Here is a 24706-nt window from a genome sequence, read left to right on the forward strand (position 1 = left end):
TCTAGGCACATGGGGCCGGTTTGGAACCCTTCCTGCGGCGGCACTTGCAATCTGTTTCCGTTTTGTTCATATTTTTGCGATGCGAGACAGCTTGATGCCCGGACAGATATTGGCGCGCGGTGTGTGCCGTCACCTTGCCAGCCACGGTTTTGTGACCGTCGAAGAATTGGTGCCGGACAAGGGCCTGCGGGTCGATGTGATGGCGCTCGGGCCAAAGGGAGAGATCTGGGTGGTCGAGTGCAAGTCGTCGCGCACCGATTTCCAGTCGGATGCGAAGTGGCAGGGCTATCTGGACTGGTGCGACCGCTATTTCTGGGCGGTGGATCAGGATTTTCCTACCGAGTTGCTGCCGGATGAGACCGGGCTGCTGATCGCTGACGGCTATGACGCGGAAATTGTGCGCATGGCGCCGGAAAGCAAGCTCGCAGCGGCCCGCCGCACAAAGCTCACCCGCGTTTTTGCCATCCATGCGGCGCGTCGGCTCCAGAGCTTGCGCGATCCGGATGCCGCCCTTGGCTGGGGTTAGGCCGAGCCGTTTTGCGCGGCATGCCGTTGCTTGAAACCGCGTGCCCCTGCAGGGGATTGTCCGCAGCGCGCGTCGTTTAGCGTCGCTTGCGCAGCTTGCGTGCCGCGGCCGCGGCGGCGCGGATCTCTTCGGCGATTTCGTCCGCCTCTTCAGGATCAAAATCCATCGGGATCTCGATGCCGTCACCGGAGATGAACAGGCGGATCATGCCTTGATCGGTCGGACCGATTTGCAGATTGGCCTCTATGTCGCGTTCGTCATTGATGCCCATTGCGCTCTCCTCGCTGCGCTCGTGAGAGCGCGACGTAGCCGTGTCACGCTTGATTTGCAAGGGTGCTGCGGCAAAGCTGGGGCATGACCCCGATTCTCGAGACACATCGCGCCGATGATTTTGAATGGCTGCTCGAGGAGCACAGGAACAGCTACGCACAAAGCGACGGGTTCGACGACAGCTTCGGCACCCTTGTGGGAGAGATCCTCGACGCTTTCGCGAAAGACCACGACCCGGCGCGCGAAATCGCGATCATCGCGCGGGATGCGTCCTGCAACCCGCCGCGCCGTCTCGGGAGCGTATTCTGTGTGCAGCGCGATGCGGATACGGCGCAATTGCGGCTTTTCTATCTTGTGCCGGAAGCGCGTGGGCTTGGCCTCGGCCGCCGTCTGCTCGACGCGGTGATGCAGTTTGCCCGCGACAAGGGCTACAGCCGCATGGTGCTCTGGACCCACGAGTCGCATGACGCCGCCGGGCATCTTTATGCGCAGACCGGCTGGACGCTCGAAAAATCCGAGCCGGTGTTTCATTTTGGTCAGAACATGGTGCAGCAACACTAGTCCGTAACCCTGTAGCATGACACGACAGGGACTTGCAGGCGCGCCGCCTCAGGCGGGTCGCGCGTGCCGCGCCGCTCACGCGCCGTCCCTCACTCCGGGCCAAGGCCCTTTGGCACGGCGGGCATCCGTATCCGACGCCTCCGAGGGGCCGCGCCCGGTCTCCCTGCGAGGCACGGTCGATCAGGCCCATTGCCCTTCGAAAACCCGGGCAACCGTGTCCGCCGCATCTGAAGGGCCGCGTTGCCTGTCGTCAGGAGCGGCTTGCGTGCCACCAGCCTGCCGGGCACGGGCGCCGCGTGTCAGCGATGTATCGACTTGGGGGAGAGTGGTACCGCCTCCCCGGTTTGAACGGGGGACCTCTAGATCCACAATCTAGCGCTCTAACCAACTGAGCTAAGGCGGCACTGGCAGGCGGGATACAAAGAGCGCTGCGCGATTGCAAGACCCAATTCGGTGCAAAACGTGCCTTGGGTGCAAGTTCTGCGGAGGCGCGCCCGGACCGATGCCTGCGCCGCGGCGGTCCTTTCCGACCGGCGCGGTTTGTGGCGCCGCGTTTCCGCATCGCTCTCGTGCGGTTGCGAGCGGGGGCCGTTCCGGCGCTGCGGGACCCGTGGCGTGGTTTTCAGGAGCCGAGAAGGTCGTGATCGGCATCCCCTTCGATCGGCGCGGCGAGCTGTTCTTCGAGCAGGTCGCTCTCGTTCTTGAGATCCTCATCCGCATCGGCGGCGATCTGCTCGCGCGGGGCGGCCGGTTCGGTGGTGGGGCGCGGCGGTGCCTGCGGCTTTTCCTGTCCAAGGGCGACCTTGGCCTCGACCCCGGGGATGCCTTGCGGGAAGACCAGTTCATGGATGTCGGCGGGCATGGACAGCCCGGCATCGGTCAGTCCCTGCTTGATCCGCTGGATCAGCAGCGATTTGAGTTTCAGCGGTGAAATCGACGCGCCGTCGAACCAGTAATAGACCTTGATGTTCACGGTCGACACGCCAAGACTGTCGGCCAGAACCATCGGTTCCGGCGTGTGCAGCACACCGTCCTGCTCGGCCAGGATCCGGCTGATGATCGCCTGCGCGTCGCTGACCGCGTCGTCATAGCCGATCCCCACGTCGATCACTTCGCGCCGGTTGGGCACGGCGGTGAAATTCTCGATGATCGACTTGAACACCGAGGCATTCGGGATCTGGATGTGGTTGCCCGATGGCGAAACCAGCACGGTGGAGCGTGTGTTCATCGAATGCACCAGCCCCATCTGGCCCGCGACAGAGATGAAATCGCCGCGCTTGAATGGCTGGCGCACGGACAGCAGGATCGAGGCGAGGAAGTTCTCGGCGATGTCGCGGAAGGCAAAGCCGATGACGATCCCGATCACGCCGGCCCCGCCGACCACGGAAAAGGCCAGCTTGGTCAGGCCCGCCGCTTGCAACACCACGTAAAGGCCGAGCAGGAACACCGGCAACGCGATGATGCTGGCGAGCAGATCCGACAGGAACGGCGAGCGGGTGCGCCCGTTGAGCGACCAGCGCGCAAACCGGCGCACGAGCCCGGAAGCCACCCATGCCAGCGGCAGAACAACAATTGCCAATATGATCGACGGGAGCGCCACAAGCGCGCGCTGCTGGAGGTCTTCGACCGCGTCGATGGCGGGGTCGAGCGTGAATTCGACCTTCGGGTCGACCCGGATGCGATTGACGACAGCCACGACGCCGGACGTCTTGGCGGCAAGGTCACGCGCCCAGAGCGCGCGCTGTTCGGTGGCTGTGCGCCCGTCGAGGAAGACGATGCCGTCCTCGACCCGGACCGCCAGCGCCTCATACCAATCGGTGGCCAGAAGGATGCCGGTGATCCGTGTGTCGATCTCGTCATCGCGCGCCACGGGTGTGACATCGACCGCCTGTTCGGTCGCGGTGATCTCGGTGTCGTCCGGCGCGCTGTCCTGAGCGCTGTCCTGCGCCAATCCCGGTAGGGCGAGGAACATCAGGGCGATCACCCCCAGTGTCTGGCGCATCATTGCGCCGAACCGCGAGAGGGGGCATGGATTGGGACTGGCAGGCAGAGAGGAAGGCGCGGGCATCGGGGCTCCGTAACTGGGACGCACAGAAAAGCGCGCGACAGGCTGAAGGTCATGGAGACAAACGCTAGCCCCGTGACGGTGGGTCGGCAAGCGGTTTGGCGGTGGTGAATTCCTGACCTGTTTGGCCCGGTATGGCATGGCGCAGCCCAGCCCGAGATGGCGCAGCCGAGCCCGGCATGGCCCAGCCCAGCCGGAGATGGCCTCGCCCCGCCGGAGATGGCCTCGCCCTGCCCGAGATGGCCCAGCAAAGCGAGCCCCGGTTCGGTCTTGAACGGCCCGGGGCATGGCATGGGCGTCATGGTCGCAGAAATGGGGGCGCTGCCCCCGTCCTTGGCACGCCAAGGACTCCCCCGGAGTATTTCGTGACAGAAGAAGCCGGGGGTGGGGCGGCGGTCGCCTGTGGGTCGGCAGCGTGGACCGGGGTTCGGGAAGCGGCGGTCAGGGCATCGGCGCGATCTGAAGCGTCTGTCGCAGCGTGCCGGTTGCGCGGTCAAAGATCAGGATGGTGTTTTCCGTCGTGACCACCGCAAACCAGTCGGGGCCTTGCGTGAAGGTTGCGGCCCTGGCGCCGTCCGGCAGCGTGATGATCTCTGGCAGAGGCGCGCGCGCATTGCTATAGCGATGCCAGATCAGCCCGAGGATCCCGATGATCCCGGCAATCATAACCGCTGTCAGGACCGTGACCAGCACCCGCAAAAAACGCAGCGAGGGCGGTTCGGGCAGGTCATCGTTATCCGTGGAAGGCTCCATGTCGCGCACCTTTTCCGTCACTATCGCGGCCGATCCGCCCGCACGTCTTGATAAGGCGCTCGCGCGCGATGTGCCAGAGGCCGAGGCGCTCTCGCGCACCCGGCTTGCCCGCTTGATCGAGGCGGGCGCGGTGCGGCGGGCGGGCGTTGTGCTGACCAGCGCCAAGACGCCGGTTGCGGAGGGTGACGTGATCGAGATCGCGGTGCCGGAGGCCGCCGCCTACGAGGCGGTGCTGCCGCAGGAGATCGTGCTGGATATCCGTTTCGAGGACGACGACCTCCTCGTGGTGATGAAGCCGGCGGGCATGGTGGTGCATCCGGCACCGGGAAGCCCGGACGGCACGCTGGTCAATGCGCTTTTGCATCATTTCGGCGATACGCTGTCCGGGGTCGGGGGCGAACGGCGCCCCGGCATCGTGCACCGGATCGACAAGGACACATCGGGTTTGCTGGTGGTGGCCAAGTCGGACCGGGCGCATCACGGCTTGTCCGAGCAGTTTGCCCGCCATACCGCGCGGCGGGCCTATCTCGCGGTGGTGCATGGGGTGCCCGATGCCGGCGATCCGCGGCTGATGGGCACGCGCGGGGTGTCGGCGGAGCCCGACGGGATTGTCATCACGTCAGGCCTTGCGCGCCACCGCACCGATCGGCAACGCCAGGCGGTGTATTTCGACGGTCAGGGCCGCCATGCGGTGACCCGCGCGCGGGTTCTGGAGCGGTTCGGTGCGCCGCCGGCGCTGTCCTTGGTGGAATGCCGTCTGGAGACCGGGCGCACGCATCAGATCCGGGTGCATATGGCCCATGCGGGGCATGCGCTTGTGGGTGATCCGGTCTATGGCGGTCGCCGGACGCTGGCGCAAAAGGCGTTGAGTGCCGCCGCCTACGACGCGGCGAAGGGGTTTGGCCGGCAGGCGTTGCACGCGGCGGAGCTTGGATTCCTTCACCCCGTGAGTGCCGAGCCGATGCTGTTTGAGGCCGACGTGCCGCCCGATATGGCGGCGTTGCTGACCGCTCTTCGGGCCTGACGACCCGTCTCGCAAATTCGCGCAGAACCTTGTGTAACATGCTGCACATGCGCGTGAGCGCAGGTTACGGGTCTTTCATGAAACCGAAACCGCCCCTAGGTAGTCTACAAGACAGGCGGAGATGCTGTGCTTGAACAGCGCGCACAGGCTCCCCATATGACATGTTAAGCCCTGTAACATGCGCTCTGACGCAGACGGGCGCCGATACGAAGAGGGATGGACCATGAGCAACTACGCAAATCTTCCCGCACCGTCGCCAGAGGCGGGGCTGAGCCGGTATCTCCAGGAGATCCGCAAGTTCCCGCTGTTGGAGCCGGAAGAAGAATACATGCTGGCCAAGCGCTGGGTCGAGGAAGAGGATACCGAGGCGGCGCACAAGATGGTGACGTCGCATCTGCGGCTCGCGGCCAAGATCGCCATGGGCTATCGCGGTTATGGTCTGCCGCAGGCGGAGGTCATCTCGGAGGCGAATGTGGGCCTCATGCAGGCGGTCAAGCGGTTCGACCCGGAAAAGGGCTTTCGCCTTGCCACCTATGCCATGTGGTGGATCCGGGCGTCGATCCAGGAATATATTCTGCGGTCGTGGTCCATGGTGAAGCTCGGCACCACCTCGGCGCAAAAGAAGCTGTTCTTCAACCTGCGCAAGGCAAAGAACCGCATCGGTGCGCTCGAAGAGGGTGATCTGCGCCCCGAGAACGTCAAGCGCATTGCGCATGATCTTGGCGTCACCGAAACCGAAGTGATCTCGATGAACCGGCGTTTGTCCGGGGGCGACGCCTCCCTGAATGCCACGGTCGGTTCGGACGGCGAAGGCGCCATGCAGTGGCAGGACTGGCTCGAAGACGAGGATGCAGACCAGGCCGGCGATTACGCCGAACGCGACGAGCTGGATGCGCGCCGGGCACTGCTGGCCGAAGCGATGGATGTGCTCAACGATCGCGAGAAGGACATCCTGACGCAACGTCGGCTCGCAGAACAGCCCGTGACCCTTGAAGATCTGTCTTCGGTTTACGATGTATCCCGGGAGCGCATTCGCCAGATCGAGGTGCGCGCCTTCGAGAAATTGCAAAAGCGCATGCGTGATCTTGCCAAGGAGCAGGGCATGCTTGCCAAGAGCTGAGCGGGTTGCCATCTCCCAAGACAGTGACCCTCCTCGGGCCCCCGCACCGGATGCCGGTGCGGGGGTTTTTGCTTGGCGTGCCGCGAGGGCGCTGTTACCGCTCTCAAACGGCGTGCTGATCCCGCATCCGGATTGGCGCATCTCAAGCAAGAAGGGCAGGGCATGAGCGCATATGTGAGATGGGGTATTCTGGGGGCGGCGAAATTCGCCCGCACGACGATGGGGCCGGCGATCCACGCCGCCGGGAGGGGGCGGCTGGCCGCGCTCGCCACCGGGTCGGCGGAAAAAGCCGCGCCCTTTGTTGCGATGACGCCAGGGCTGCGCGTGCATCACAGTTACGAGGCGCTGCTTGCCGACCCGGAGATTGACGCGGTCTATATCCCGCTGCCCAACCACTTGCATGTGGAGTGGGCGCTGCGCGCAATGGATGCGGGCAAGCATGTGCTTGTCGAGAAACCGCTGGCGATGCGGGCGGAGGATTTCGACACCGTCATCGCCAAGCGGGACGCCACCGGGCTTGTGGCGGCGGAAGCGTTCATGATCGTGCATCACCCGCAATGGCAGCACGTGCGCGACCTGCTGGCCGAGGAGGCGGTCGGGCCGCTGCAGCGCGCCACGGCAAGTTTCAGCTACAACAACCCCGACGGGGCGAATATCCGCAACCGTCCCGAAACGGGTGGCGGGGCGCTGGGGGATATCGGGGTCTATGTCTTTGGCGGGGTGCGGTTTGCCACCGGGTCCGAACCCGAGCGCATCCTCAGCGCCGAGGTCATCCGCGAGAACGGCGTGGACGTGACCGCGCATGTCACCGCGGCTTTTCCGGGGTTTCACTATTCCGGTTTCGTGTCCATGCGCGCAGCGCCCTTGCAGGAGGTGGTCTTTCATGGCGAGAGCGGCCTGATCCGGCTGACCGCGCCATTCAATCCGCAAAGCTATGGCGAGGCCGTGGTCGAGATCGACCGCGCAGTGCATGGCGGTGGCGCCGCCCGGCGCGAGATCCTGCGGTTCACCAAGAACCAGCAATATGTCACGCAGGTCGAGGCGTTCAATGCGGCCGTTCTGGATGCGGTGCCCTTTCCCTGTTCGCTGGAATTTGTCCGCGGCACGCAGCAGATGATCGACGCGGTGCATCGCGCCGAGAGTGTCTAGGCCGCGCCGGTTGTGGCACGCCCAAGGGGCCAGACAGATGGCCGATCTCTGGACAGCACGGCGAACCGGCGATCAAGGCGCCCGGTGTGCCGCATCTTTGGGGAGCGGGGCGGTGCGCGGTGGGGATGCCCGGATCAAAGCCGCCCCGTTGCGACGCCTGTCTTGCCCCTGTGGATGGTCTCGAAACAGTGCGGGCACCGCCCGTTGCGCCATGCCTGAAGGGCACCAGACATAGCCGCGCCGCTCGTGATCGCGGTTGCGTCTGTCCACCGCAGAGGGGGCCCTTGGTTGCGGTAAAATGGGCTCCTGAGGGGGACGAGCCGGTCACGGCGTTTCTGGACGCTTCCGGCGCGCAAGCCACCATACGAGACATCGGCGAGGCGCACCGCATGTCCGTTAATCGCGCCGCATGGACGGTGCAGGCGGGCGCGACCATGCACACCGCGCGATCCTCACCACCCAAGCACATCCCGGAAAACCCGGGAGCATTTGCCGGTTTCGCTGGGCCCTTCGACGAGGGACCCGGCAACGGCGGAGGCCGCCGCAACGAAGACGCCGAGTCCGATGACCATCAAGGCACGTCCCCGCACCGGTGGCAGCGCAAGCGCGCCGTAGACCGCATTGAACGCGAAACGACCAAAAAGACAGCGGCGTCAAGCAGGGGCTATTTTGACGCCTGTTGCGCGGGGGGCATGGCGGTGACAGGACGATCGTCGAAACTGCGTTCGAGATCAACGCACCCGCGCGGCCTGTCGCGAAGACGGTGCCGCGCGCCTCTGGGCCGGAAGGATCCGCACGGTGGCGCGCAGGGACAAGACCGCGCAGATCGGGGCGGCACCACTTGGCGGGGGCGCGACCAACCTTGCGCGGCTTGCATCCGCCCGGCGCATCCTGCGCCTGTTCTCAAAAGAGACCGCCATCATCGCGCGGCCCGGTCTCCTTTGCCCAAACGTCGTCATCGCGTTGTCCTTGTAAAGCACCCACCAGGCCACGCCAGGCCACGCCAGCCCGGCAACACGCACCACAGGTCAGGGGTGGGACCTCCGATAAACCGACGCGCAGGCCCGCCCGCACAAGCGCCCGACCGCGCGCCCGCCATGCCCGGGTTGCGGTCCCGTCTTCGGCCACGTCCGCGTGCCGCACCGTTTAGCGGTTGGCCGCGTCGCGCTTCTTACCCGCCGCTTCCTTGAAAACGAACAGCGGAAGCAGAATCGAGGCCACAAGGCTGCCGATCCAGACAAGAAGCGTCGCCACCAGCCAGTTGGTCAGCCCACCAATGGCCATGCCGGGCATGAGGATATCGGTCAGAAACAGGCCAAGGAAGATGGTGACGAGGGCGATGCCGCCCATCATCTGTGGAAAGCTGCGCATCGACAGCTTTGTGACGAGCGGTCCAAGCACGGTCTGGATCACGGAGAACAGCAAAACCGCCACAACGAACGCCATGGCGTCGATCGTGAAACCCGACAAGGCCCATGCGGCGACCAAGAGACCAATGGCGTTGGCAACGAGATAAATCGCTGCCGAGAGAAGAAAACGGATCAAATAACTACCCCCAGATGAAAACCGGCTCGTCACCCATACCGCAAAACCGTCTGTCGGACAAAGACAACTGTGGCGTGGAGTCTCGAACGGTTTCCGCGTAGCCCTGAGGGATCACAAGAGGGATGGGGGGAAACCGCATGGCTGATGGACGAATCGGGCAGACGGCGCGCAACCTGGTGCTGGCCTTGGTGAATGCCACGCTGCTTCTGGCCGCGCTGTGCCTCTGGCTGGCATGGCAGGTTCTTGGCTCGGCAGAGCGCGTGTCCGGCCAGTTGACCGATGCCGCACAGACGGTGCTCCCGCTGCGCACGGAGATCGTGGCCCTTACGGAAGAAGTCGCCTCTTTGCGCATCCTTCTCGCCGAGCGCCAGACCGGGGGGCCGCGTCCGGCAGTGGCCGCTGATCCGGCCCAGATGGCGCGGATCGAGGATGCGCTGTCCCGGCTCACGGATGCGGTGACCAGCCTCGGGGCCGACCCGGACGCCTTGATCGACCGGGCCGTGGCGCAGGCTTTTGCGGAGATCAACGCGATGGTCATGCGCCTCGTGTCCCTGCGGGAGGTCGGCGGGGGCTAGAGGATGGGCGCGAACAGCCGCGCAACCGGCGCGCCATACCGCACGCGGAGCGGTTGTTCGCTGAGCGGAGTTTCCAGCCGCGTGGCATGTCCGAAATCCGTTTCGAGAAAGGCGGCCACCTGCGCGGCAAACCCGGGGTCAAACCCGATGACCATCGTCTCGAAGTTGAGACGGAAGGAGCGGTTGTCGAGATTGCTTGTGCCAATGGCGGCCGCATGCGTGTCGATCAGAACAACCTTTTGGTGCATGAACCCCGCCTTGTAGCGCCAGATCGTCACCCCCGCCGCGCGCAATTCGTCGAAATAGGCAAAGGCGGCAAGCCAGGGGATCGTGTGATCGATCATGTCGGGCACCAGAAGCCTCACGTCGCGCCCCGACAGCGCCGCGAGTTTCAGCGCCGAGAGCACATCGACATCGGGGACGCAGTAGGGTGAGGCGATCCAGATGCGTTCGCGCGCGGCCGCGATCGCGGCGAGAAAGAACAGCCCGCCTGTTTCCATGGCGTCGGCGGGGCCGGTCGGCACCACCAGCGCCGCGATGCCGTCAGGGCTGTCGCCGGACCGCCAGTTCAGCGCGGTGCGGAGGTCTTCGCGGGTGAACCAATGCCAGTCTTCGGCAAAGACGAGTTGGAGTTGTGTGACCACCGGGCCGGTGATTTCGAGATGGGTGTCGCGCCAGTGACCAAAATTCGGGTCGCGGCCCATATATTCGTCGCCGACGTTCAAACCGCCCGTAAACCCGATTATTCCGTCAACAACGATCGTCTTGCGATGATTGCGAAAATTGATGTGCAGCCGATTGCTCAAGCGTCGCGCGCCCGGCCCGGCAACCCGAACGCCGGCTTCTTCGAGCGTGGCAATGAAGCTCTTGGGCAGCGATTTGCTACCAACCGCGTCCGTCATGAACCGGACCACGACCCCCCTTTGTGCCGCCGCGACAAGCCGGTCGCGGAACGCGCGCCCGATCTCGTCGTCATGCACGATGAAAAACTGCGACACGATGGAGTGCTGGGCGGCGTCAATGGCCTCGAAGATCGCCTTGAAGGTTGCCTCTCCATCAATCAGCGGGCGCAACCTGTTGCCGCCGACCACGGAAAGATCGGCCAGTCTTTCGAAGGGCAGCGGGTCGATTGCCGGAACGCAGGCTGGCGGGTGCTGCGCCCCCAACGCGCGCAATTCCGCCTGCATGCTGTCGCTTTCACGCCGTGCGATGACAAATCCGCGATAGCGGTGTTGTCCGAGGAAAAGGTAGAGGATCACTCCGACATAGGGGGCCGAAAGGATAAAGACGACCCAGCCGACCGCCCCTTGCGGCGTGCGCGCGGTCCGAACGGCGCTCAGCGCGGCCCATGCCGCCGCAACCTGAAGCACAAAGATCAAGGCGACGATGATCGCGGTTTGCATGGCGTGCTCCCTTCCTGCTCGCGCGCAGAGCATAGGGAAGATGCCGGGTGCTGTCTTGTCCCGATGGCGCACACGTGGCACTGATGCGGGGTCTCAAGACGTGAAGCGGGGGATCCCATGCGCGCACTCCGGTTGCTGCCGGTCATTGTGGCAGTTGTCGCGCTGTCAATTGTCGTGCTCCGGGTGACGCATCCGTTGCCGGACCTCCCCGCGGAGTCGTCGGCCGCGATACCGCCGTCGGAGAGCACGCGACTGGGTGAGCGGCTCTTGCCGATGGCGGCCGGGCATGCCGGGCTCAGCGGGGTGACGCCCCTGGGCGATGGCCGGGATGCCCTGGCGATGCGCATTCTGCTGGCGCGCGCCGCCGAAACGAGCATCGATGTGCAATATTACATCTGGCAGACGGATACGACCGGCTGGCTGCTCCTCGATGAGCTGCGCGCCGCTGCCGAGCGCGGTGTCCGTGTGCGGCTGTTGCTGGATGACAATGGCATTCCCGGGCTCGATGACGTGCTCGCAAGCCTCGATGCGATGGACAATTTCGAGGTCCGGATCTTCAATCCGTTCATGATGCGGAGCCCGAAACTGCTGTCCTACGGGTTCGATTTCTTCCGCTTGAACCGCCGGATGCACAACAAATCGATGACCGTGGACGGCATCGCGACGGTGATCGGCGGGCGCAATATCGGCGACATCTACTTTGCCTATGGCGATGGCGTTGCGTATTTCGATTTCGACGTGCTGGCCGTTGGCCCCGCCGCGGCGGATGTGTCCGACAATTTCGACACATACTGGACGAGCGGGTCGGTCTATGCGGCGGCCGACGTGCTTGGCCCCTCCGTGCGCGGCGCGGAGGCGCTTGCCGAGGCGGTTGCCGTGGCGCAGGAAAGCGCGCTGGGGAGCGACTACGCCGCCGCCGTGGACAACGCCCCGATCATCTCGCGCTTGCTTGCGGGCGAGGATATCCTGGAATGGACCTCGGTGACGCTGGTGAGCGACGACCCTGCCAAGGGTCTTGGTTTGGCGCGCCCGGAGGATCTTGTGGTTGGCCAGCTCCCCAGCCTTGTCGGGAGTCCGCAAAGTCACGCCGATCTTGTCTCTGCATATCTCATCCCCGGGGTCGCGGGCACGGAGCTGCTCGAAGGTTTCGTTCAGGAGGGCATCCGCACGCGCATCGTGACCAATTCGCTCGAAGCGACGGATGTGGCCGCGGTGCACAGCGCCTGGATGGGGTATCGCAACACGCTTGTCCGGGCGGGCGCGGAGGTTTTCGAACTGAAGGCGCGGCAAGACCGGCCCGATGACATCTCCCTGATGCAGATCCTCATCGGGTCGCAGTCGAGCCTGCACGCAAAGACCTTTGCGGTGGACGGTGAGAGGATCTTCATTGGCTCATTCAATTTCGATCCCCGGTCGGCGGCCCTGAATACGGAAATGGGATTCCTGATCGAAAGCCCGACAATCGCAAACGAACTCTCGGCGGCGATCGACCGGCGGGAGGGGTTCTACGCCGTGGAGGAGTCCGCCGCAGGAGAGATCGTCTGGCGCGCGCTGAGCGCCGATGGCGTGCAGAAGACCTATGCGGTGGAGCCGAACACCTCTGTGTTGCAGCGCGCCATTGTCACCTTTCTGAGCTGGCTTCCGGTCGAGTGGATGCTCTGAGGCGCGGATCGCGCAACGCGTGATGCGTGGCGCCCACGCCGACCCGGCGGACAGCCATGGGCCGAAAGCGACCGGTGACGTGGCTGCCGAGGCGATGAGTTATGCGCGCCGGGCCGGGCACGCCGCGAAGACCGGAGCGCAGTGCAGCCAGCGGTCGGGCAGGGGGCGCGCTGCCCCCGTCCTTGCAGGGCAAGGACTCCCCCGGAGTATTGCAAGACAGAAGAAACCCTTGGACGGGAGCGGTGGGGCGGGTCCGGTTCTGCTTTTAGTGAGTCTGCCCGGCGCGGTTCTGCCCGGTGTTGTCCCGCCCGGCGCGGTTCTGCCCGGCGCGGGCGAGGCCGGTGCAGGCAAGTGCCATGCCCGTTGCGCCGGTGCTGCGACCCGCTGCCTTTGGCGGGACACGGAAGGATTGCGGGCCGCGGGTTGTCCTTTGTCGCAGACCGGGCGCGTCGCAGCCTTGCCCGGTGTCAGCCCGTTGGCGACAGCACGGCGTCTTCCGTCACGATCAGGTCGAGCGGTGCGTCGAACGGATCGTCCGGCAGCGCATCGGTCTGCTGGGCCGCGTAGGCAAAACCGATGGCCAGCACCGGGCCGCATGCGCGCAGCTCGGCCAGGGTGCGGTCGTAGAACCCGCCGCCATAGCCCAGCCGCGCACCGGTGGCGGTGAAAGCGACCAGCGGCACGATCAGGATTTCCGGCACCATCCACTGAGGGCGGGCGGGAACGCGCGCGCCGAAGGGACCGGTGGTCATCTCGGTGTCTGGATCCCACAGGGCAAAGCGCAGCGGTTGCGCCTTTCCAGTGATCACCGGCACGCCAACCGGGCCATGGGCCGCCGCATCGGCCATCACCGGACGCGGGTCGATTTCGGAGCGGATCGGCATATAGCCGGCCAGCGGCACGCCGCGATAGCCGGCAAGAAGCTCCGCGAGGCGGCCTGTCATATCGGGACCACGGCTGCGGTGCGCCTCGGCGCGGCGCGCCAAGGCCGCCACCCGGGCGGCGGCCTTGGCGGCATCGACGGGCGTGCGGGCGGGGTCTGCGCTCATAGCAGCACGAGCACCGCCAGACCGAGAAAGGCAAAGAAGCCCACCACATCGGTCACCGTGGTCACGAAGGCACCGGAGGCTAGCGCCGGGTCCACGCCGGCCTTGTTCAGCGCCACCGGGATCACGATCCCGGCGAGCCCGGCGATCACCAGGTTGATCACCATCGCCACGGCGATCACGGCCCCAAGCTGGACCGACCCGAACCAGACCAGGCCGACGATCCCCATGATCACCGCAAAGGCGATGCCGTTGATCAGCCCGACCAGAACCTCGCGCCGCACCACCCGCCAGAGGTTCGATCCGGTGAGGTCCTTGGTGGCGAGCGCGCGCACCGCGACGGTAAGCGACTGCGTCCCCGCGTTGCCGCCCATGGAGGCGACAATCGGCATCAGCACCGCAAGCGCCACGATCTGGGCCAGAGCCGCCTCGAACTGCGCGATTACAAGCGAGGCGAGGATCGCCGTCAGCAGGTTGACCGCCAGCCAGGGAAAGCGCCGCTTTGTGGTTTCGATCACCCGGTCCGAGATCCGGCTCTCCTCGTCGACCCCCGCAAGCCGCAGGATGTCTTCCTCGGCTTCCTCGTCGAGCACGGCCATCGCGTCGTCGATCGTGATCACGCCCACCAGCCGATCGTTTTCGTCCACCACGGGGGCGGAGATCAGGTGGTATTGGTTGAACGCATAGGCAACGTCGCCCTCGTCCTGCGTTACCGGGATCACGTGGAAGGTCTCTTCGAGGATCGAGCGCAGCAACACCTCGCGCCGCGACGCCATCAGGCGGCCCAGCGTCACGTTGCCCACCGGGCGCAGCCGCGGGTCCACCAGCGTCAGGTGATAGAACTGCGTGGGCAGGTGATCGGAGCCGCGCAGGTAATCAATCGCCTCGCCCACGTTCCAGTGCTCGGGCGCCATCACCACTTCGCGCTGCATCAGGCGACCGGCGGAGAATTCGGGATAAGCGAGAGACTGCTCCACCGCCGCACGATCGCTGTCTTCCAGCGCCTCGAGGATCGCTTCCTGCTGCGGCTCTTCGAGATCTTCCAGCAGGTCGACCACGTCGTCTGATTCGAGTTCGCGCACCGCCTCCGCGAGCACATCGGGCTTGAGCAGCCCGATCACCTCCTCGCGGATCGTCTCGTCGATCTCGGACAGGATCTCGCCGTCGAATTCGACGCCGTAAAGCGCGATCAGGTCCCGCCTCTCGGCCGATGTGACCTGTTCCAGAAGGTCGGCGATGTCGGCCGGGTGCAGCGGTTCCATGAGCGCCACAAGCGTCTCGCGCGCGCCGTCCTCGACCGCGGAGAGGATCTTGCGCACGGTCTTGATCCCCAGCGAGTAGGGCTGATCGCCGGACCCGGTTTCCTCCGGCTCGTCATGCTCGAGATTGGCCATGGTGCGTCCTCGCAGTTGCCTTTGCGCAGAACCTAGGCCATAGCCCTGCGAAGCAACAGGCCCGATCCGGCGAATTCCGCGCAGACCGGGCCGCCACTCGCCACCGGAGCGCGCGCATGACCGGCCAGCCCTGCCTGCATCTTGGACAGATCCTGACCTTTGACGGCGATCCGTTCCGTGACGGGCTGGATGTCGTGCGTGTGGACAGCGCCGGCGCGATCCTTGTCGAGGGCGGCACGATCCGCTCCGTGGGGGCCGCCGACACGCTGCTCGCCGCGCACCCGGCCGTGGCGGTGGTCGATCATGGCGACGCTTTGGTGATGCCGGGCTTCGTCGACGCGCATGTGCATTACCCGCAAACGGCGATGATCGCGAGCTGGGGCAAACGGCTGATTGACTGGCTCAACACCTACACCTTCCCCGAAGAGATGCGCTTTGCCGATCCGGATTATGCCGCCGCCATCGCTGCGCGCTATCTCGACCTGATCCTGTCGAACGGCACCACGACGGCCTGTTCCTTTGCCACGATCCACCCGGCCTCCGTGGATGCCTTCTTCGAGGCGGCGGCCGCGCGGACCATGCGCGTTGCGGCGGGCAAGACCTGCATGGACCGCAACGCGCCCGATGGGCTGCGCGATACCGCCCGGAGCGCCTATGACGACAGCCGCGCCCTGCTGACCCGCTGGCATGGGGTCGGGCGGGCCGAATACGTGATCACGCCGCGCTTCTCGCCCACCTCGACGCCGGAGCAGCTCGAGGCGCTCGGCGCGCTCTGGGCGGAGCACCCCTCCTGCCTGATGCAGACCCACCTGAGCGAGCAGACCGACGAGATCGACTGGGTCATGGCGCTCTTTCCGGACATGCGCGACTATCTCGACACGTATGAGCGGTTCGGCCTGCTGGGTGCGCGAGGTCTCTATGGCCACGCGATCCATCTGCATCCGAGGGAGCGCGACCGGCTGCGCGAGACCGGGGCCGCATTGATCCATTGCCCGACCTCGAACACCTTCATCGGTTCCGGCCTGTTTGACATGGACGGGCTGACCCGTGCAGGACACCGCGTCGGGCTGGCCACCGATACCGGCGGCGGGTCGTCCTTTTCGATGCTGCGCACCATGGCGGCGGCCTACGAGATCGCGCAGCTTCGGGGGCGGTCGCTGCACCCGGCGGAGCTGCTCTGGCTGGCGACGCAAGGCTCCGCCACGGCGCTGCACATGCAGGACCGGATCGGGGCGCTTGCGCCGGGGAGGGAGGCGGATTTCATCGTCCTCGATCTCGCCTCGACCCCGGCCATCGCACAGCGCAGCGCGCGGGCGCGGGATATCTGGGAGGCCGTGTTCCCGACGATCATGATGGGCGACGACCGTGCCATCCTCGCCACCTACGTGGCAGGCAAGCGCCACCCGCGGCCCGGCGAAAGCGCCTGAACCGGCGCCCGGCGCGCGTCAGCAGCCGGGATTGCCGAGCACCATCACCCAATAGAGCCCTTCGCGCGCAAAACCGAACTCGCGCAGCTGCGGATTGAGCAGGTTGCGCCGGTGGCCGGGCGACTTCTCCCAACTGTCCATCGCGGCCTGCACGTCCTTTTGCCCGTAGGCGAGGTTTTCGGCCACGAGGCAATAGCTGTACCCGGCTTTGCGGACCCGGTCGCTGACCGTGCTGCCATTGCTGCCCGTATGCTCGAAGAAGTTGTTGCGCACCATGTCGCGGGCATGTGCGCGGGCCGCCTGGTCGAGCGCTGCCACCCGCGTCAGCGTGCCGCGCTGCTGCGCGCTGCGGAACGCGTTGAGCACGGGGCCAATCTCCGCAACGGAACTCGAGCTGGTCAGGGTGGGGTCGGTGCGCTCCACGCTGCGATAGCCGACCGGTTCAAAAGAGCTCTGCACCGTTTGTCCGGCGCATCCGGCAAGCAAACCCGCGCCAAGCGCCGCCATCATCAGGGTTTTTCTCATGTCGTCATCCTTCCGCGAGGCGCCGTGCCAGCCTGTTCTGCTCGGCCACCGCATGATCGAGGTCCAGCGTCACCATGCGGCCGTCGCGGACAATCTCACGCCCCTCGACGATGAGGTGCCGCACGCGCCGCGGCCCCGCCAGAAGCAGCGCCGCCGGATCCCAGCTTCCGGCGCTCTCGATACCGGACACGTCCCAAAGCGCAAGATCGGCGCGTTTTCCAACGGCAATCTGGCCACAATCCGCCCGTCCCAGCACCTTTGCGCCGCCGCGCGTGGCAATCCGCAGCGCTTCGCGCGCGCTCATCGCATCCGCCCCGCGCGCAACACGCTGCAACAGCATGGCCTGACGCGCCTCGTCGATCAGCGACCCGGCATCGTTTGAGGCGGAGCCATCCACGCCGAGCCCCACCCGCACGCCCGCATCGCGCATGGCGCGGACCGGCGCAATGCCGGAGCCAAGCCGGCAGTTCGAACAGGGGCAATGCGCGACACCGGTCAGGCTTCTCGCAAAAAGATCAATCTCTTGCGCGTCGAGCTTCACACAATGCGCGTGCCAGACATCCGCCCCGGTCCAACCCAGATCCTCGGCATATTGACCCGGCCGGCAGCCGAACTGCGCTTCCGAATAGGCGATATCCTCGTCGTTCTCGGCCAAATGCGTGTGCAGCATCACGCCCTTGTCGCGCGCCAGAAGGGCGGCATCGCGCATCAGCTCCCGGCTGACCGAGAACGGGGAGCACGGGGCCACACCGACCCGCACCATGGCGCCCTCTGACGGGTCGTGAAACGCGTCGATGACGCGGATGCAATCGTCGAGAATTGCGGCCTCGTCCTCCACAAGGCTGTCAGGCGGCAGCCCGCCCGCGCTTTCGCCGATACTCATCGCGCCGCGCGTCGGATGAAAGCGCAGCCCGACGTCGCGCGCTGCGTGGATCGTGTCGTCGAGCCGCGCGCCATTGGGAAAAAGATAGAGGTGATCGGAGGTCATGGTGCAGCCCGAGAGGGCCAGTTCGGCCAAGCCGATCTGCGTCGAGATCGCCATCTCCTCGGGTCCAAAGCGCGCCCAGATCGGGTAAAGCGTCTGGAGCCAGCCAAAAAGCAGCGCGTCCTGACCACCCGGCACGGCGCGGCTCAGCGTCTGGTAAAGGTGGTGATGGGTGTTCACGAGCCCGGGCGTGACAACGCAATGCGCGGCGTCGATCACGGTGCCGGTGCTGTTGAGCGCGGGGCCGATTTCTACGATCACCCCGTCACGGATCCGGATGTCGCAACCGGTCGGCTCGCTGCCGGCGTCATCCATGCTCAGCACGGTATGCGCGCGGCGGATCACCAATTCGTTGTTCTGTGCCATGGGCCTGCCTGTCCTTGTTGCCTCCGGGGGCGCAGACGCCGCTGCGGCTCCTTTCGGCTCTTCTGGTTTGTCCCGGTCGCGTGTGGTCGGTCGCCCTGCGCGGCCGCGCGCCACCGCGCCGTTTGCGTCGCATCCTGACGCGTCCGGGGGGCGGGCTTCAAGGGGATGCGCGCCAAATCGCGCATCGGGTGGGGCCGGGCGACGGACCTTGCGGGAGCCGGAAGCGACCCTGATGACCGCGGCGCGGCACATTAGACAGCATCCATGCGCCGCCCTGCGCAATGTCCAAGCGCGGCATGGCGCGGCAGCGGACGGCGCCGCGGGGGGCACGGGGGCAGGGGCAGCCCGTATCTACCCGCGCGGGCGCCGGACGCGCCGCCGGGCGCCGATCTCACGAGCCGTTGCGCGGAGGACAGACCGCATCACCGGCCCATCACCGGCCCATCACCGGGCCGCGCGGTGAACAGGGGGCGGCATGCGCGGTCAGCCCGCGTTGAGCCGGTCCAGCGCCCGGGCATGGATCTCCGCATTGGCCGCGGCCACAACCCGCCCGCCGCCATGTGCCGGGCCGCCCTGCCAATCCGTCACGATGCCGCCCGCGGCCTCGATGACCGCGATCGGCGCGTGGATGTCATAGGGGTTCAGCCCGGCTTCGATCACGAGGTCAATCTGTCCCGCGGCCAGCAGCGCGTAGGCATAGCAATCCATGCCATAGCGCGTCAGGCGCGCATGCTGCGCCACCCGTCGAAAACCGGCCGCGTCGCTTTCGGTGCCCACTTCGGGAAAGGTGGTGAACAGAACCGCGTCCTCCAGCCGGGCCGTGTCGCGCGTCGCGAGCGCGCCGGACCCGTGCGGGCCGCACCAGGACGCTTCGCCGAGGCCGCCGAAAAAACGCTCACACGTATAGGGTTGATCGACAATGCCGAAGCGCGGTCCGCTGTCATCGGACAGGGCGATCAGCACACCCCAAGTGGGGGTGCCGGACACAAATCCCCGCGTCCCGTCGATCGGATCGAGCACCCATGTCAGCCCGCTCGTGCCGGCGCTGCTGCCGCGCTCCTCGCCAAGGATGGCGTCCTCGGGGCGTTGTCTGGCCAGAACCGCGCGCATGGCGTCTTCCGCCGCGCGGTCTGCGACAGTCACCGGGTCGTAGCCGGCGGCATCCTTGTTTTCCGTGCCGAGTGCTGCGCTGCGGAAATAGGGGAGGATGGCCGCTCCGGCCTCATCCGCAAGAAAATGGCCAAGCGTCACAAGACGTTTGGCCAGTTCGGGGTCAATCTGTATCATCGCGTCTCACCGCCTGCGCTGTGCCGGGTCCTGCCCGGGCTACCGCAGCGGATCGAAGGCCTCAAGCCCGGATGTCACGCCACGTCGGACAGGACACGTGCCAGCTCGAAGAGCCGCCGGCGCTGGTTTTCCGGGATCGCGTAATAGGACCGCACGAGGTCGAGCGCTTCCTTGTCGCCAAGGATATCGGCGGGCACGCTCTCTGACTTCTCGGCTTTCGAGGTCTCGGCATTCTCGACCTGGTCGGCCTCGATCCCTTCGAAGAAGAAGCTCACCGGCACGTCCAGCGCGTCGGCAATATCCCAAAGCCGCGAAGCGCTGATGCGGTTTGCGCCGGTTTCGTATTTCTGGATTTGCTGGAATTTTATGCCGACCTTCTGAGCCAGCTGCTGCTGGGTCATCCCGACAAGCCAACGACGGTGGCGGACACGCTTGCCCACATGAACATCAACCGGATGCGCCATTCTCATTAATCCCATACTGTTTCATACTCGCCAAACCATCTGGCATCTCGGGTCCCGACACACAGCGAGCCACCGACTACATATTGTGCAATACCTATGCGAGATTGGTCCAAAAATCAAGGCAATCTGTCCTGTTTTAATTGTCCTTGATTAACGTGTTCAATTTGAGGTTGAGCCATTGTTAATGCGTTCTGTGGCGCAAAAGTGACGTCGGGGCAACTTTTCGATGCAAGGACAGGTTGTGCGAAGAAATTGACATGAAGTCATTGATTTGCACATGGTGGCCGCCGGTGAGGCATTCTCAGGTCAGGAAGAACCATGCGCGCATATCGGCTTTCATCTCATGAAGCGGCCCCGGAATGGTCCGACATTCCCGTTCCCCAGCCCGGCGCCGGAGAGATCCGCGTGCGAATCGCTGCCTGCGGTCTGAACTTTGCCGATCTGCTGATGATGACCGGCGAGTATCAGGCCACACCGGCGCTGCCGTTCACGCTGGGCATGGAAGTTGCCGGCGTCGTCGATGCGGTGGGTGCCGAGGTATCCGGTTTTGTGCCGGGCGACCGGGTCGCGGTGTTCGGGGGGCAGGGCGGCCTTGCGGAGTTCGGGTGCTTTGATGCAACGCGCGCGGTGGCCATCCCCGAGGCGATGTCTTTCGTCGATGCCGCGTCGTTCCAGATCGCCTATGGCACCTCGCATCTCGCGCTTGATCATCGCGCGCGGCTGCAACCGGGAGAGACCCTGCTGGTTCTGGGCGCGGCCGGGGGCGTCGGGCTGACGGCAGTGGAGATCGGCAAGCAGATGGGCGCGCGGGTGATCGCCTGCGCCCGCGGCGCCGAAAAGCTGGAGATTGCCGCAAAAGCGGGGGCCGATCACGGGATCGACGCCACCGAGCCGGATCTGCGGGGCGCGCTCAAGGCGCTTGGCGGGGTCGATGTTGTGTATGACCCTGTCGGCGGGGCGCAGTTCGAGGCGGCCTTCCGGGCCTGCCGTCCCGAGGCCCGCATCCTGACCATCGGCTTTGCCAGTGGCACGGTGCCCCAGATCAAGGCCAATCACCTGCTGGTCAAGAACATCTCCGTGCTCGGGGTCTATTGGGGCGGCTATCTCGAGTTCCGGCCCGATGTGCTCACCGGCTCGTTGGCGACGCTGATGGGCTGGTATGAGGCCGGGCGGATCAAGCCGCATGTGTCGCATGTTCTGCCGATGGCGGAGGCCGGCGAAGGCATGGCCCTGATGCGGCAACGACGATCCACCGGCAAGGTCGTGATCGAGATCGCCTGACGCCGGAGCGGGCCGGCACGCTCGCCCAACCCGGGCGTGTTGGTCTCGCGCCAGCCCGGCGCAGAGCTGTGCGCGGCCGGCGCGGGGGCGGCGCGCACTGGATCTGAGCGGGCATGATGCGTGCGCAGAGGCGCGGCGCCCCTGCATTTTGAGCGTGGGCAGGCAGGGCAGGTCAGGATCGGCGCGGGACGGATCTGCGCGGGACGGCTCTGCGCGGGACGGATCGGAACCGGGACGCATCGGCATCGGGACGGATCGGCGCAGTCAGGCGCGGCGCGGCATGGGTGCCGCTTGGTGCCGTTCAGCCCTTGAGCGCGCGCCACCCGATATCGCGCCGGAACACGCCCTCCGGCCAGTCCACGGCCTCGGCCATGGCATAGGCGCGCGCCGCGGCCTCTTCCAGCGTGGCCCCGCGCGCGGTGGCGTTCAGAACACGGCCGCCACTGGCCACGATCCGTCCCTCGGCGCGCGCCGTGCCGGCATGGAACATCTGGTGGAAGCTGTCCTCGGGCAGGGCGTCGAGGCCACCGATCGCCGTGCCTTTGGCATAGGCGCCCGGATAGCCTTGGGCGGCGAGCACCACGGTCATGGCATGGTCGTCGGCCCAGGTGACGCGGGCCTCGTCGAGCCGGCCATCGGCGCAGGCGTGGATGAGGTCGAACGCCTGCGCGCCCAGCCGCATCATCAGCACCTGACATTCCGGATCGCCGAAGCGGGCGTTGTATTCCACCAGCCGCGGTGCGCCGTTCTCGATCATCAGCCCGACATAGAGCACGCCCTGATAGGGCGTGCCGCGGCGTGCGAGTTCGGCCATCGTGGGGCGCACGATCTCGTCGAGCGCGCGGGCGGTGATCTCTGCCGTCATCACGGGGGCAGGGGAATAGGCCCCCATGCCGCCGGTATTGGGGCCGGTGTCGCCTTCGCCGATGCGCTTGTGGTCCTGCGCCGTCCCGATGGGCAGCACGGTCTCGCCATCGACGAGCACAAAGAAGGAGGCTTCCTCGCCGCTCATGAATTCCTCGATCACAACCGACGCGCCGGCGGCACCGAAGGCGTGGCCGGAGAGCATGTCATCCACCGCCGCGCAGGCCTCTGCCTCGGTTTCGGCGATGATCACGCCCTTGCCCGCCGCGAGCCCGTCCGCCTTGACCACGATCGGCGCGCCGGTCTCGGCGATGAAGCGATGCGCCGCAGGGCTGTCGGTGAAATGCCCGTAGGCGGCCGTGGGGGCACCGGCCGCGTCGCACAGCGCCTTGGTGAAATGCTTGGAGGCTTCGACCTGGGCGGCGGCGGCGGAGGGACCGAAGACGAGGATGCCCGCCTCGCGCAGCCGGTCCGCCACCCCGGCCGCCAGCGGCGCCTCGGGCCCGATGATCACGAGATCGATGGCGTGTTCTCCGGCGAATTCGGTCACCGTGCCGCCGTCATTGATGTCGAGCGCGGCGCATTCGGCGATCGTGGCAATGCCGGCATTGCCCGGCGCCACGATCAGCTTGTCGCATTTGGGGTTTTGCATCGTCGCCCATGCCAGCGCGTGTTCGCGCCCGCCGCTGCCGAGTATCAGGATATTCATGGTCCGTGTTCCTTGTCCGGATGCGGTGCGGGGGCGCTGCCCCCGGACCCCCGGGATATTTCGGGCCCAAAGAAACATGGGCGGTTTCGTCCGATTGCCGGCCGGTTTAAGGTCGGGGGCAGCCAGAGACAAGGGAGGCGGCATGGACCTTTTCGAGGAGACCGGGGCAGCGCCGGGCAACACGCCGGAATTTTCCGTCAGCGAGCTGTCCGGCGCGGTCAAGCGCGCCATCGAGGGCGAGTTTGGCCATGTGCGCGTGCGCGGCGAGGTTGGCCGGGTGAGCCGGCCGCGGTCGGGCCATGTCTATCTCGACCTCAAGGATGACCGCGCGGTGATTGCCGGGGTGATGTGGAAAGGGGTGGCGTCCCGCCAGGAGACCCAGCCCGAAGAGGGCATGGAGGTGATCGCCACCGGACGTCTGACGACCTTTCCGGGGCAATCCAAGTACCAGATCGTGATCGAGAGCATCCGGCCTGCGGGCATGGGCGCGCTCATGGCGATGCTGGAGAAGCGCCGCGCGCAGCTGGCCTCCGAGGGGCTGTTCGACGCGGAGCGCAAGCGCGCCTTGCCGTTTCTGCCGGAGGTGATCGGCGTTGTGACATCGCCCTCCGGGGCGGTGATCCGCGACATCCTGCATCGGTTGCGCGACCGGTTTCCGCGCAAGGTGCTGATCTGGCCGGTGGCGGTGCAGGGGGCCTCCTGTGCGCCGGAGGTGGCGCGGGCCATTGCGGGGTTCAATGCGCTCACGCCGGGCGGGGCGGTGCCGCGGCCCGATCTGCTCATTGTGGCCCGGGGCGGCGGATCGGTGGAGGATTTGTGGGGCTTCAACGAGGAGGCGGTGGTTCGGGCCGCGGCAGCCTCCGACATCCCGCTGATCTCGGCGGTCGGGCACGAGACCGATACCACGCTGATCGACTTTGCCGCAGACCGGCGCGCGCCAACCCCGACCGCGGCGGCCGAGCTTGCGGTGCCGGTGCGCATGGATCTTCTGGCGCGGGTGCAGGAGAGCGGCACGCGCATGCTGCGCGCCACGCAAGAGCGACTGCAAGCCCGGGACCAGCGGTTGCGCGACCTGTCGCGGGCGCTGCCGCGTCCGGACCAGCTCGTGGAAGGCCCGCGTCAGCGGCTCGATGCGGTCGGAGACCGCTTGCCTGCGGCGTTGAACCGGGCCGTGGACCGCAAACGCCTGGCGCTGAGCGATCGGGCGGGCTCGCTGCGGCCCTCGGTGCTGCGGCGGGCGGTTGACGGGCTGAGGCGGGATCTCGACGCCCGGGCCACACGGCTCGCCCCGGCGCTCATTCGGTTGGTGGAGAGCCGCAAGGAGCGGCTTGAGGCGCGCGCGCAGCGGCTCACGCCGCTGACGCTCCGGCGCGAGCTTGCGGTGCAGCGCGACCGGCTCGACGGGATTGCGCAACGGCTCGGCGAGGCGCAGGGTCAGCGCCTTCGGCAGAGGCGCGAGCGGCTCGACACGCTGGAGCGGCTGCGCGAGACGCTCGGCTACCACAAGACCCTCGCGCGGGGCTATGCGGTGGTGCGCGGCGACGGCCAGGTGGTCACGACCCGCGCCGCGGCGGAGCGCGCCCTTGGTCTTGAAATCGAGTTCCGCGATGGCAGCCTGAAGCTTGGCGGCGCGAAGGCGCCGCGCAAGACCGCCAAAACCCCGCCGCCGGAACAGGGCACCTTGCTGTGACTAATTATTGTGCAA

General features: G+C 66.3%; 22 protein-coding genes and 1 tRNA gene. 10 read left to right on the forward strand and 13 right to left on the reverse strand.

Annotation, left to right across the window (positions count from 1 at the left end):
* Nucleotides 1-94 precede the first annotated feature (94 nt).
* Entirely contained in the window at nucleotides 95-526 is a 432-nt protein-coding gene (locus J1C49_RS13720; protein ID WP_227446396.1) for an MmcB family DNA repair protein, read from the forward strand.
* Nucleotides 527-602: 76 nt separating this feature from the next.
* Here the strand turns inward: J1C49_RS13720 and J1C49_RS13725 are convergent, their stop codons facing one another.
* Nucleotides 603-797 (reverse strand): DUF6324 family protein, encoded by a 195-nt coding sequence (locus J1C49_RS13725; protein WP_227446397.1) that lies wholly within the window; start codon nucleotides 795-797, stop codon nucleotides 603-605.
* An 83-nt stretch (nucleotides 798-880) separates the two neighbouring features.
* Here J1C49_RS13725 and J1C49_RS13730 point away from each other — a divergent pair, with 83 nt between their 5' ends.
* Nucleotides 881-1357, forward strand: coding sequence for a GNAT family N-acetyltransferase (locus J1C49_RS13730; RefSeq protein WP_227446398.1), 477 nt, complete (start codon nucleotides 881-883; stop codon nucleotides 1355-1357).
* A gap of 326 nt (nucleotides 1358-1683) precedes the next feature.
* On the opposite strand, the gene J1C49_RS13735 is transcribed toward J1C49_RS13730, so the two are convergent.
* The 3 genes from J1C49_RS13735 to J1C49_RS13745 form a co-directional block, all read right to left on the reverse strand.
* Nucleotides 1684-1760: transfer RNA gene (locus J1C49_RS13735), tRNA-His, on the reverse strand.
* A gap of 219 nt (nucleotides 1761-1979) precedes the next feature.
* Nucleotides 1980-3359: a mechanosensitive ion channel family protein gene (locus J1C49_RS13740; RefSeq protein WP_227446399.1), complete on the reverse strand. Its 1380-nt coding sequence runs from the start codon at nucleotides 3357-3359 to the stop codon at nucleotides 1980-1982.
* Nucleotides 3360-3863: 504 nt separating this feature from the next.
* Nucleotides 3864-4175 (reverse strand): DUF6476 family protein, encoded by a 312-nt coding sequence (locus J1C49_RS13745; RefSeq protein WP_227446400.1) that lies wholly within the window; start codon nucleotides 4173-4175, stop codon nucleotides 3864-3866.
* On the opposite strand from J1C49_RS13745, the gene J1C49_RS13750 reads away from it, so the two are divergent.
* From J1C49_RS13750 to J1C49_RS13760, 3 genes are all read left to right on the forward strand, one after another.
* Nucleotides 4174-5199: an RluA family pseudouridine synthase gene (locus tag J1C49_RS13750; protein ID WP_227446401.1), complete on the forward strand. Its 1026-nt coding sequence runs from the start codon at nucleotides 4174-4176 to the stop codon at nucleotides 5197-5199. The genes J1C49_RS13745 and J1C49_RS13750 overlap by 2 nt on opposite strands.
* 223 nt (nucleotides 5200-5422) lie before the next feature.
* Nucleotides 5423-6319: an RNA polymerase sigma factor RpoH gene (gene rpoH, locus J1C49_RS13755; protein ID WP_227446402.1), complete on the forward strand. Its 897-nt coding sequence runs from the start codon at nucleotides 5423-5425 to the stop codon at nucleotides 6317-6319.
* 162 nt (nucleotides 6320-6481) lie between these two features.
* Nucleotides 6482-7468 (forward strand): Gfo/Idh/MocA family protein, encoded by a 987-nt coding sequence (locus tag J1C49_RS13760; protein WP_227446403.1) that lies wholly within the window; start codon nucleotides 6482-6484, stop codon nucleotides 7466-7468.
* Between the two features lie 1146 nt (nucleotides 7469-8614).
* Here J1C49_RS13760 and J1C49_RS13765 read toward each other — a convergent pair.
* Nucleotides 8615-9013: a phage holin family protein gene (locus tag J1C49_RS13765; RefSeq protein WP_227446404.1), complete on the reverse strand. Its 399-nt coding sequence runs from the start codon at nucleotides 9011-9013 to the stop codon at nucleotides 8615-8617.
* 137 nt (nucleotides 9014-9150) lie between these two features.
* Between J1C49_RS13765 and J1C49_RS13770 the strand changes: the two genes are divergently transcribed.
* Entirely contained in the window at nucleotides 9151-9588 is a 438-nt protein-coding gene (locus J1C49_RS13770) for a hypothetical protein (RefSeq protein ID WP_227446405.1), read from the forward strand.
* On the opposite strand, the gene cls is transcribed toward J1C49_RS13770, so the two are convergent.
* Nucleotides 9585-10991 carry a cardiolipin synthase gene (gene cls / locus J1C49_RS13775; RefSeq protein ID WP_227446406.1) on the reverse strand — a complete coding sequence of 469 codons (1407 nt, stop codon included), beginning with the start codon at nucleotides 10989-10991 and terminating at the stop codon, nucleotides 9585-9587. The genes J1C49_RS13770 and cls overlap by 4 nt on opposite strands.
* 117 nt (nucleotides 10992-11108) lie before the next feature.
* Here cls and J1C49_RS13780 point away from each other — a divergent pair, with 117 nt between their 5' ends.
* Nucleotides 11109-12653, forward strand: a complete 1545-nt coding sequence (locus tag J1C49_RS13780) for a phospholipase D family protein (RefSeq protein ID WP_227446407.1) — start codon at nucleotides 11109-11111, stop codon at nucleotides 12651-12653.
* A gap of 467 nt (nucleotides 12654-13120) precedes the next feature.
* Here the strand turns inward: J1C49_RS13780 and J1C49_RS13785 are convergent, their stop codons facing one another.
* Nucleotides 13121-13702 (reverse strand): 5-formyltetrahydrofolate cyclo-ligase, encoded by a 582-nt coding sequence (locus J1C49_RS13785; RefSeq protein ID WP_227446408.1) that lies wholly within the window; start codon nucleotides 13700-13702, stop codon nucleotides 13121-13123.
* A complete protein-coding gene (gene mgtE / locus J1C49_RS13790) occupies nucleotides 13699-15093 on the reverse strand; it encodes a magnesium transporter (protein WP_227446409.1) in 1395 nt (464 codons plus the stop codon). Before mgtE ends, J1C49_RS13785 begins: the two co-directional genes overlap by 4 nt.
* A 116-nt stretch (nucleotides 15094-15209) precedes the next feature.
* Between mgtE and guaD the strand changes: the two genes are divergently transcribed.
* The gene (gene guaD / locus J1C49_RS13795) at nucleotides 15210-16520 is read left to right on the forward strand and encodes a guanine deaminase (protein WP_227446410.1); all 1311 of its coding nucleotides are present in this window, start codon (nucleotides 15210-15212) and stop codon (nucleotides 16518-16520) included.
* A gap of 18 nt (nucleotides 16521-16538) precedes the next feature.
* On the opposite strand, the gene J1C49_RS13800 is transcribed toward guaD, so the two are convergent.
* The 4 genes from J1C49_RS13800 to J1C49_RS13815 all read right to left on the reverse strand — a co-directional run bounded on the left by J1C49_RS13800 (nucleotide 16539) and on the right by J1C49_RS13815 (nucleotide 20147).
* Complete coding sequence (locus J1C49_RS13800) at nucleotides 16539-17045, reverse strand: CAP domain-containing protein (protein WP_227446411.1); 507 nt, start codon at nucleotides 17043-17045, stop codon at nucleotides 16539-16541.
* Nucleotides 17046-17049: 4 nt separating this feature from the next.
* The gene (locus J1C49_RS13805; protein WP_227446412.1) at nucleotides 17050-18396 is read right to left on the reverse strand and encodes an 8-oxoguanine deaminase; all 1347 of its coding nucleotides are present in this window, start codon (nucleotides 18394-18396) and stop codon (nucleotides 17050-17052) included.
* Nucleotides 18397-18879: 483 nt separating this feature from the next.
* The gene (gene hisN / locus J1C49_RS13810) at nucleotides 18880-19683 is read right to left on the reverse strand and encodes a histidinol-phosphatase (protein ID WP_227446413.1); all 804 of its coding nucleotides are present in this window, start codon (nucleotides 19681-19683) and stop codon (nucleotides 18880-18882) included.
* Between the two features lie 74 nt (nucleotides 19684-19757).
* Complete coding sequence (locus J1C49_RS13815; RefSeq protein WP_227446414.1) at nucleotides 19758-20147, reverse strand: helix-turn-helix domain-containing protein; 390 nt, start codon at nucleotides 20145-20147, stop codon at nucleotides 19758-19760.
* A gap of 318 nt (nucleotides 20148-20465) precedes the next feature.
* Between J1C49_RS13815 and J1C49_RS13820 the strand changes: the two genes are divergently transcribed.
* Nucleotides 20466-21428 carry an NADPH:quinone oxidoreductase family protein gene (locus J1C49_RS13820; RefSeq protein WP_227446415.1) on the forward strand — a complete coding sequence of 321 codons (963 nt, stop codon included), beginning with the start codon at nucleotides 20466-20468 and terminating at the stop codon, nucleotides 21426-21428.
* A gap of 301 nt (nucleotides 21429-21729) precedes the next feature.
* On the opposite strand, the gene purD is transcribed toward J1C49_RS13820, so the two are convergent.
* Complete coding sequence (purD, locus tag J1C49_RS13825; RefSeq protein WP_227446416.1) at nucleotides 21730-23001, reverse strand: phosphoribosylamine--glycine ligase; 1272 nt, start codon at nucleotides 22999-23001, stop codon at nucleotides 21730-21732.
* A 142-nt stretch (nucleotides 23002-23143) separates the two neighbouring features.
* Between purD and xseA the strand changes: the two genes are divergently transcribed.
* Nucleotides 23144-24691, forward strand: a complete 1548-nt coding sequence (gene xseA, locus J1C49_RS13830; protein ID WP_227446417.1) for an exodeoxyribonuclease VII large subunit — start codon at nucleotides 23144-23146, stop codon at nucleotides 24689-24691.
* The last annotated feature ends 15 nt before the right edge of the window (nucleotides 24692-24706 follow it).

The sequence above is a fragment of the Cognatishimia sp. F0-27 genome, from assembly GCF_020667845.1.
Lineage (GTDB): Bacteria > Pseudomonadota > Alphaproteobacteria > Rhodobacterales > Rhodobacteraceae > JAFMPQ01.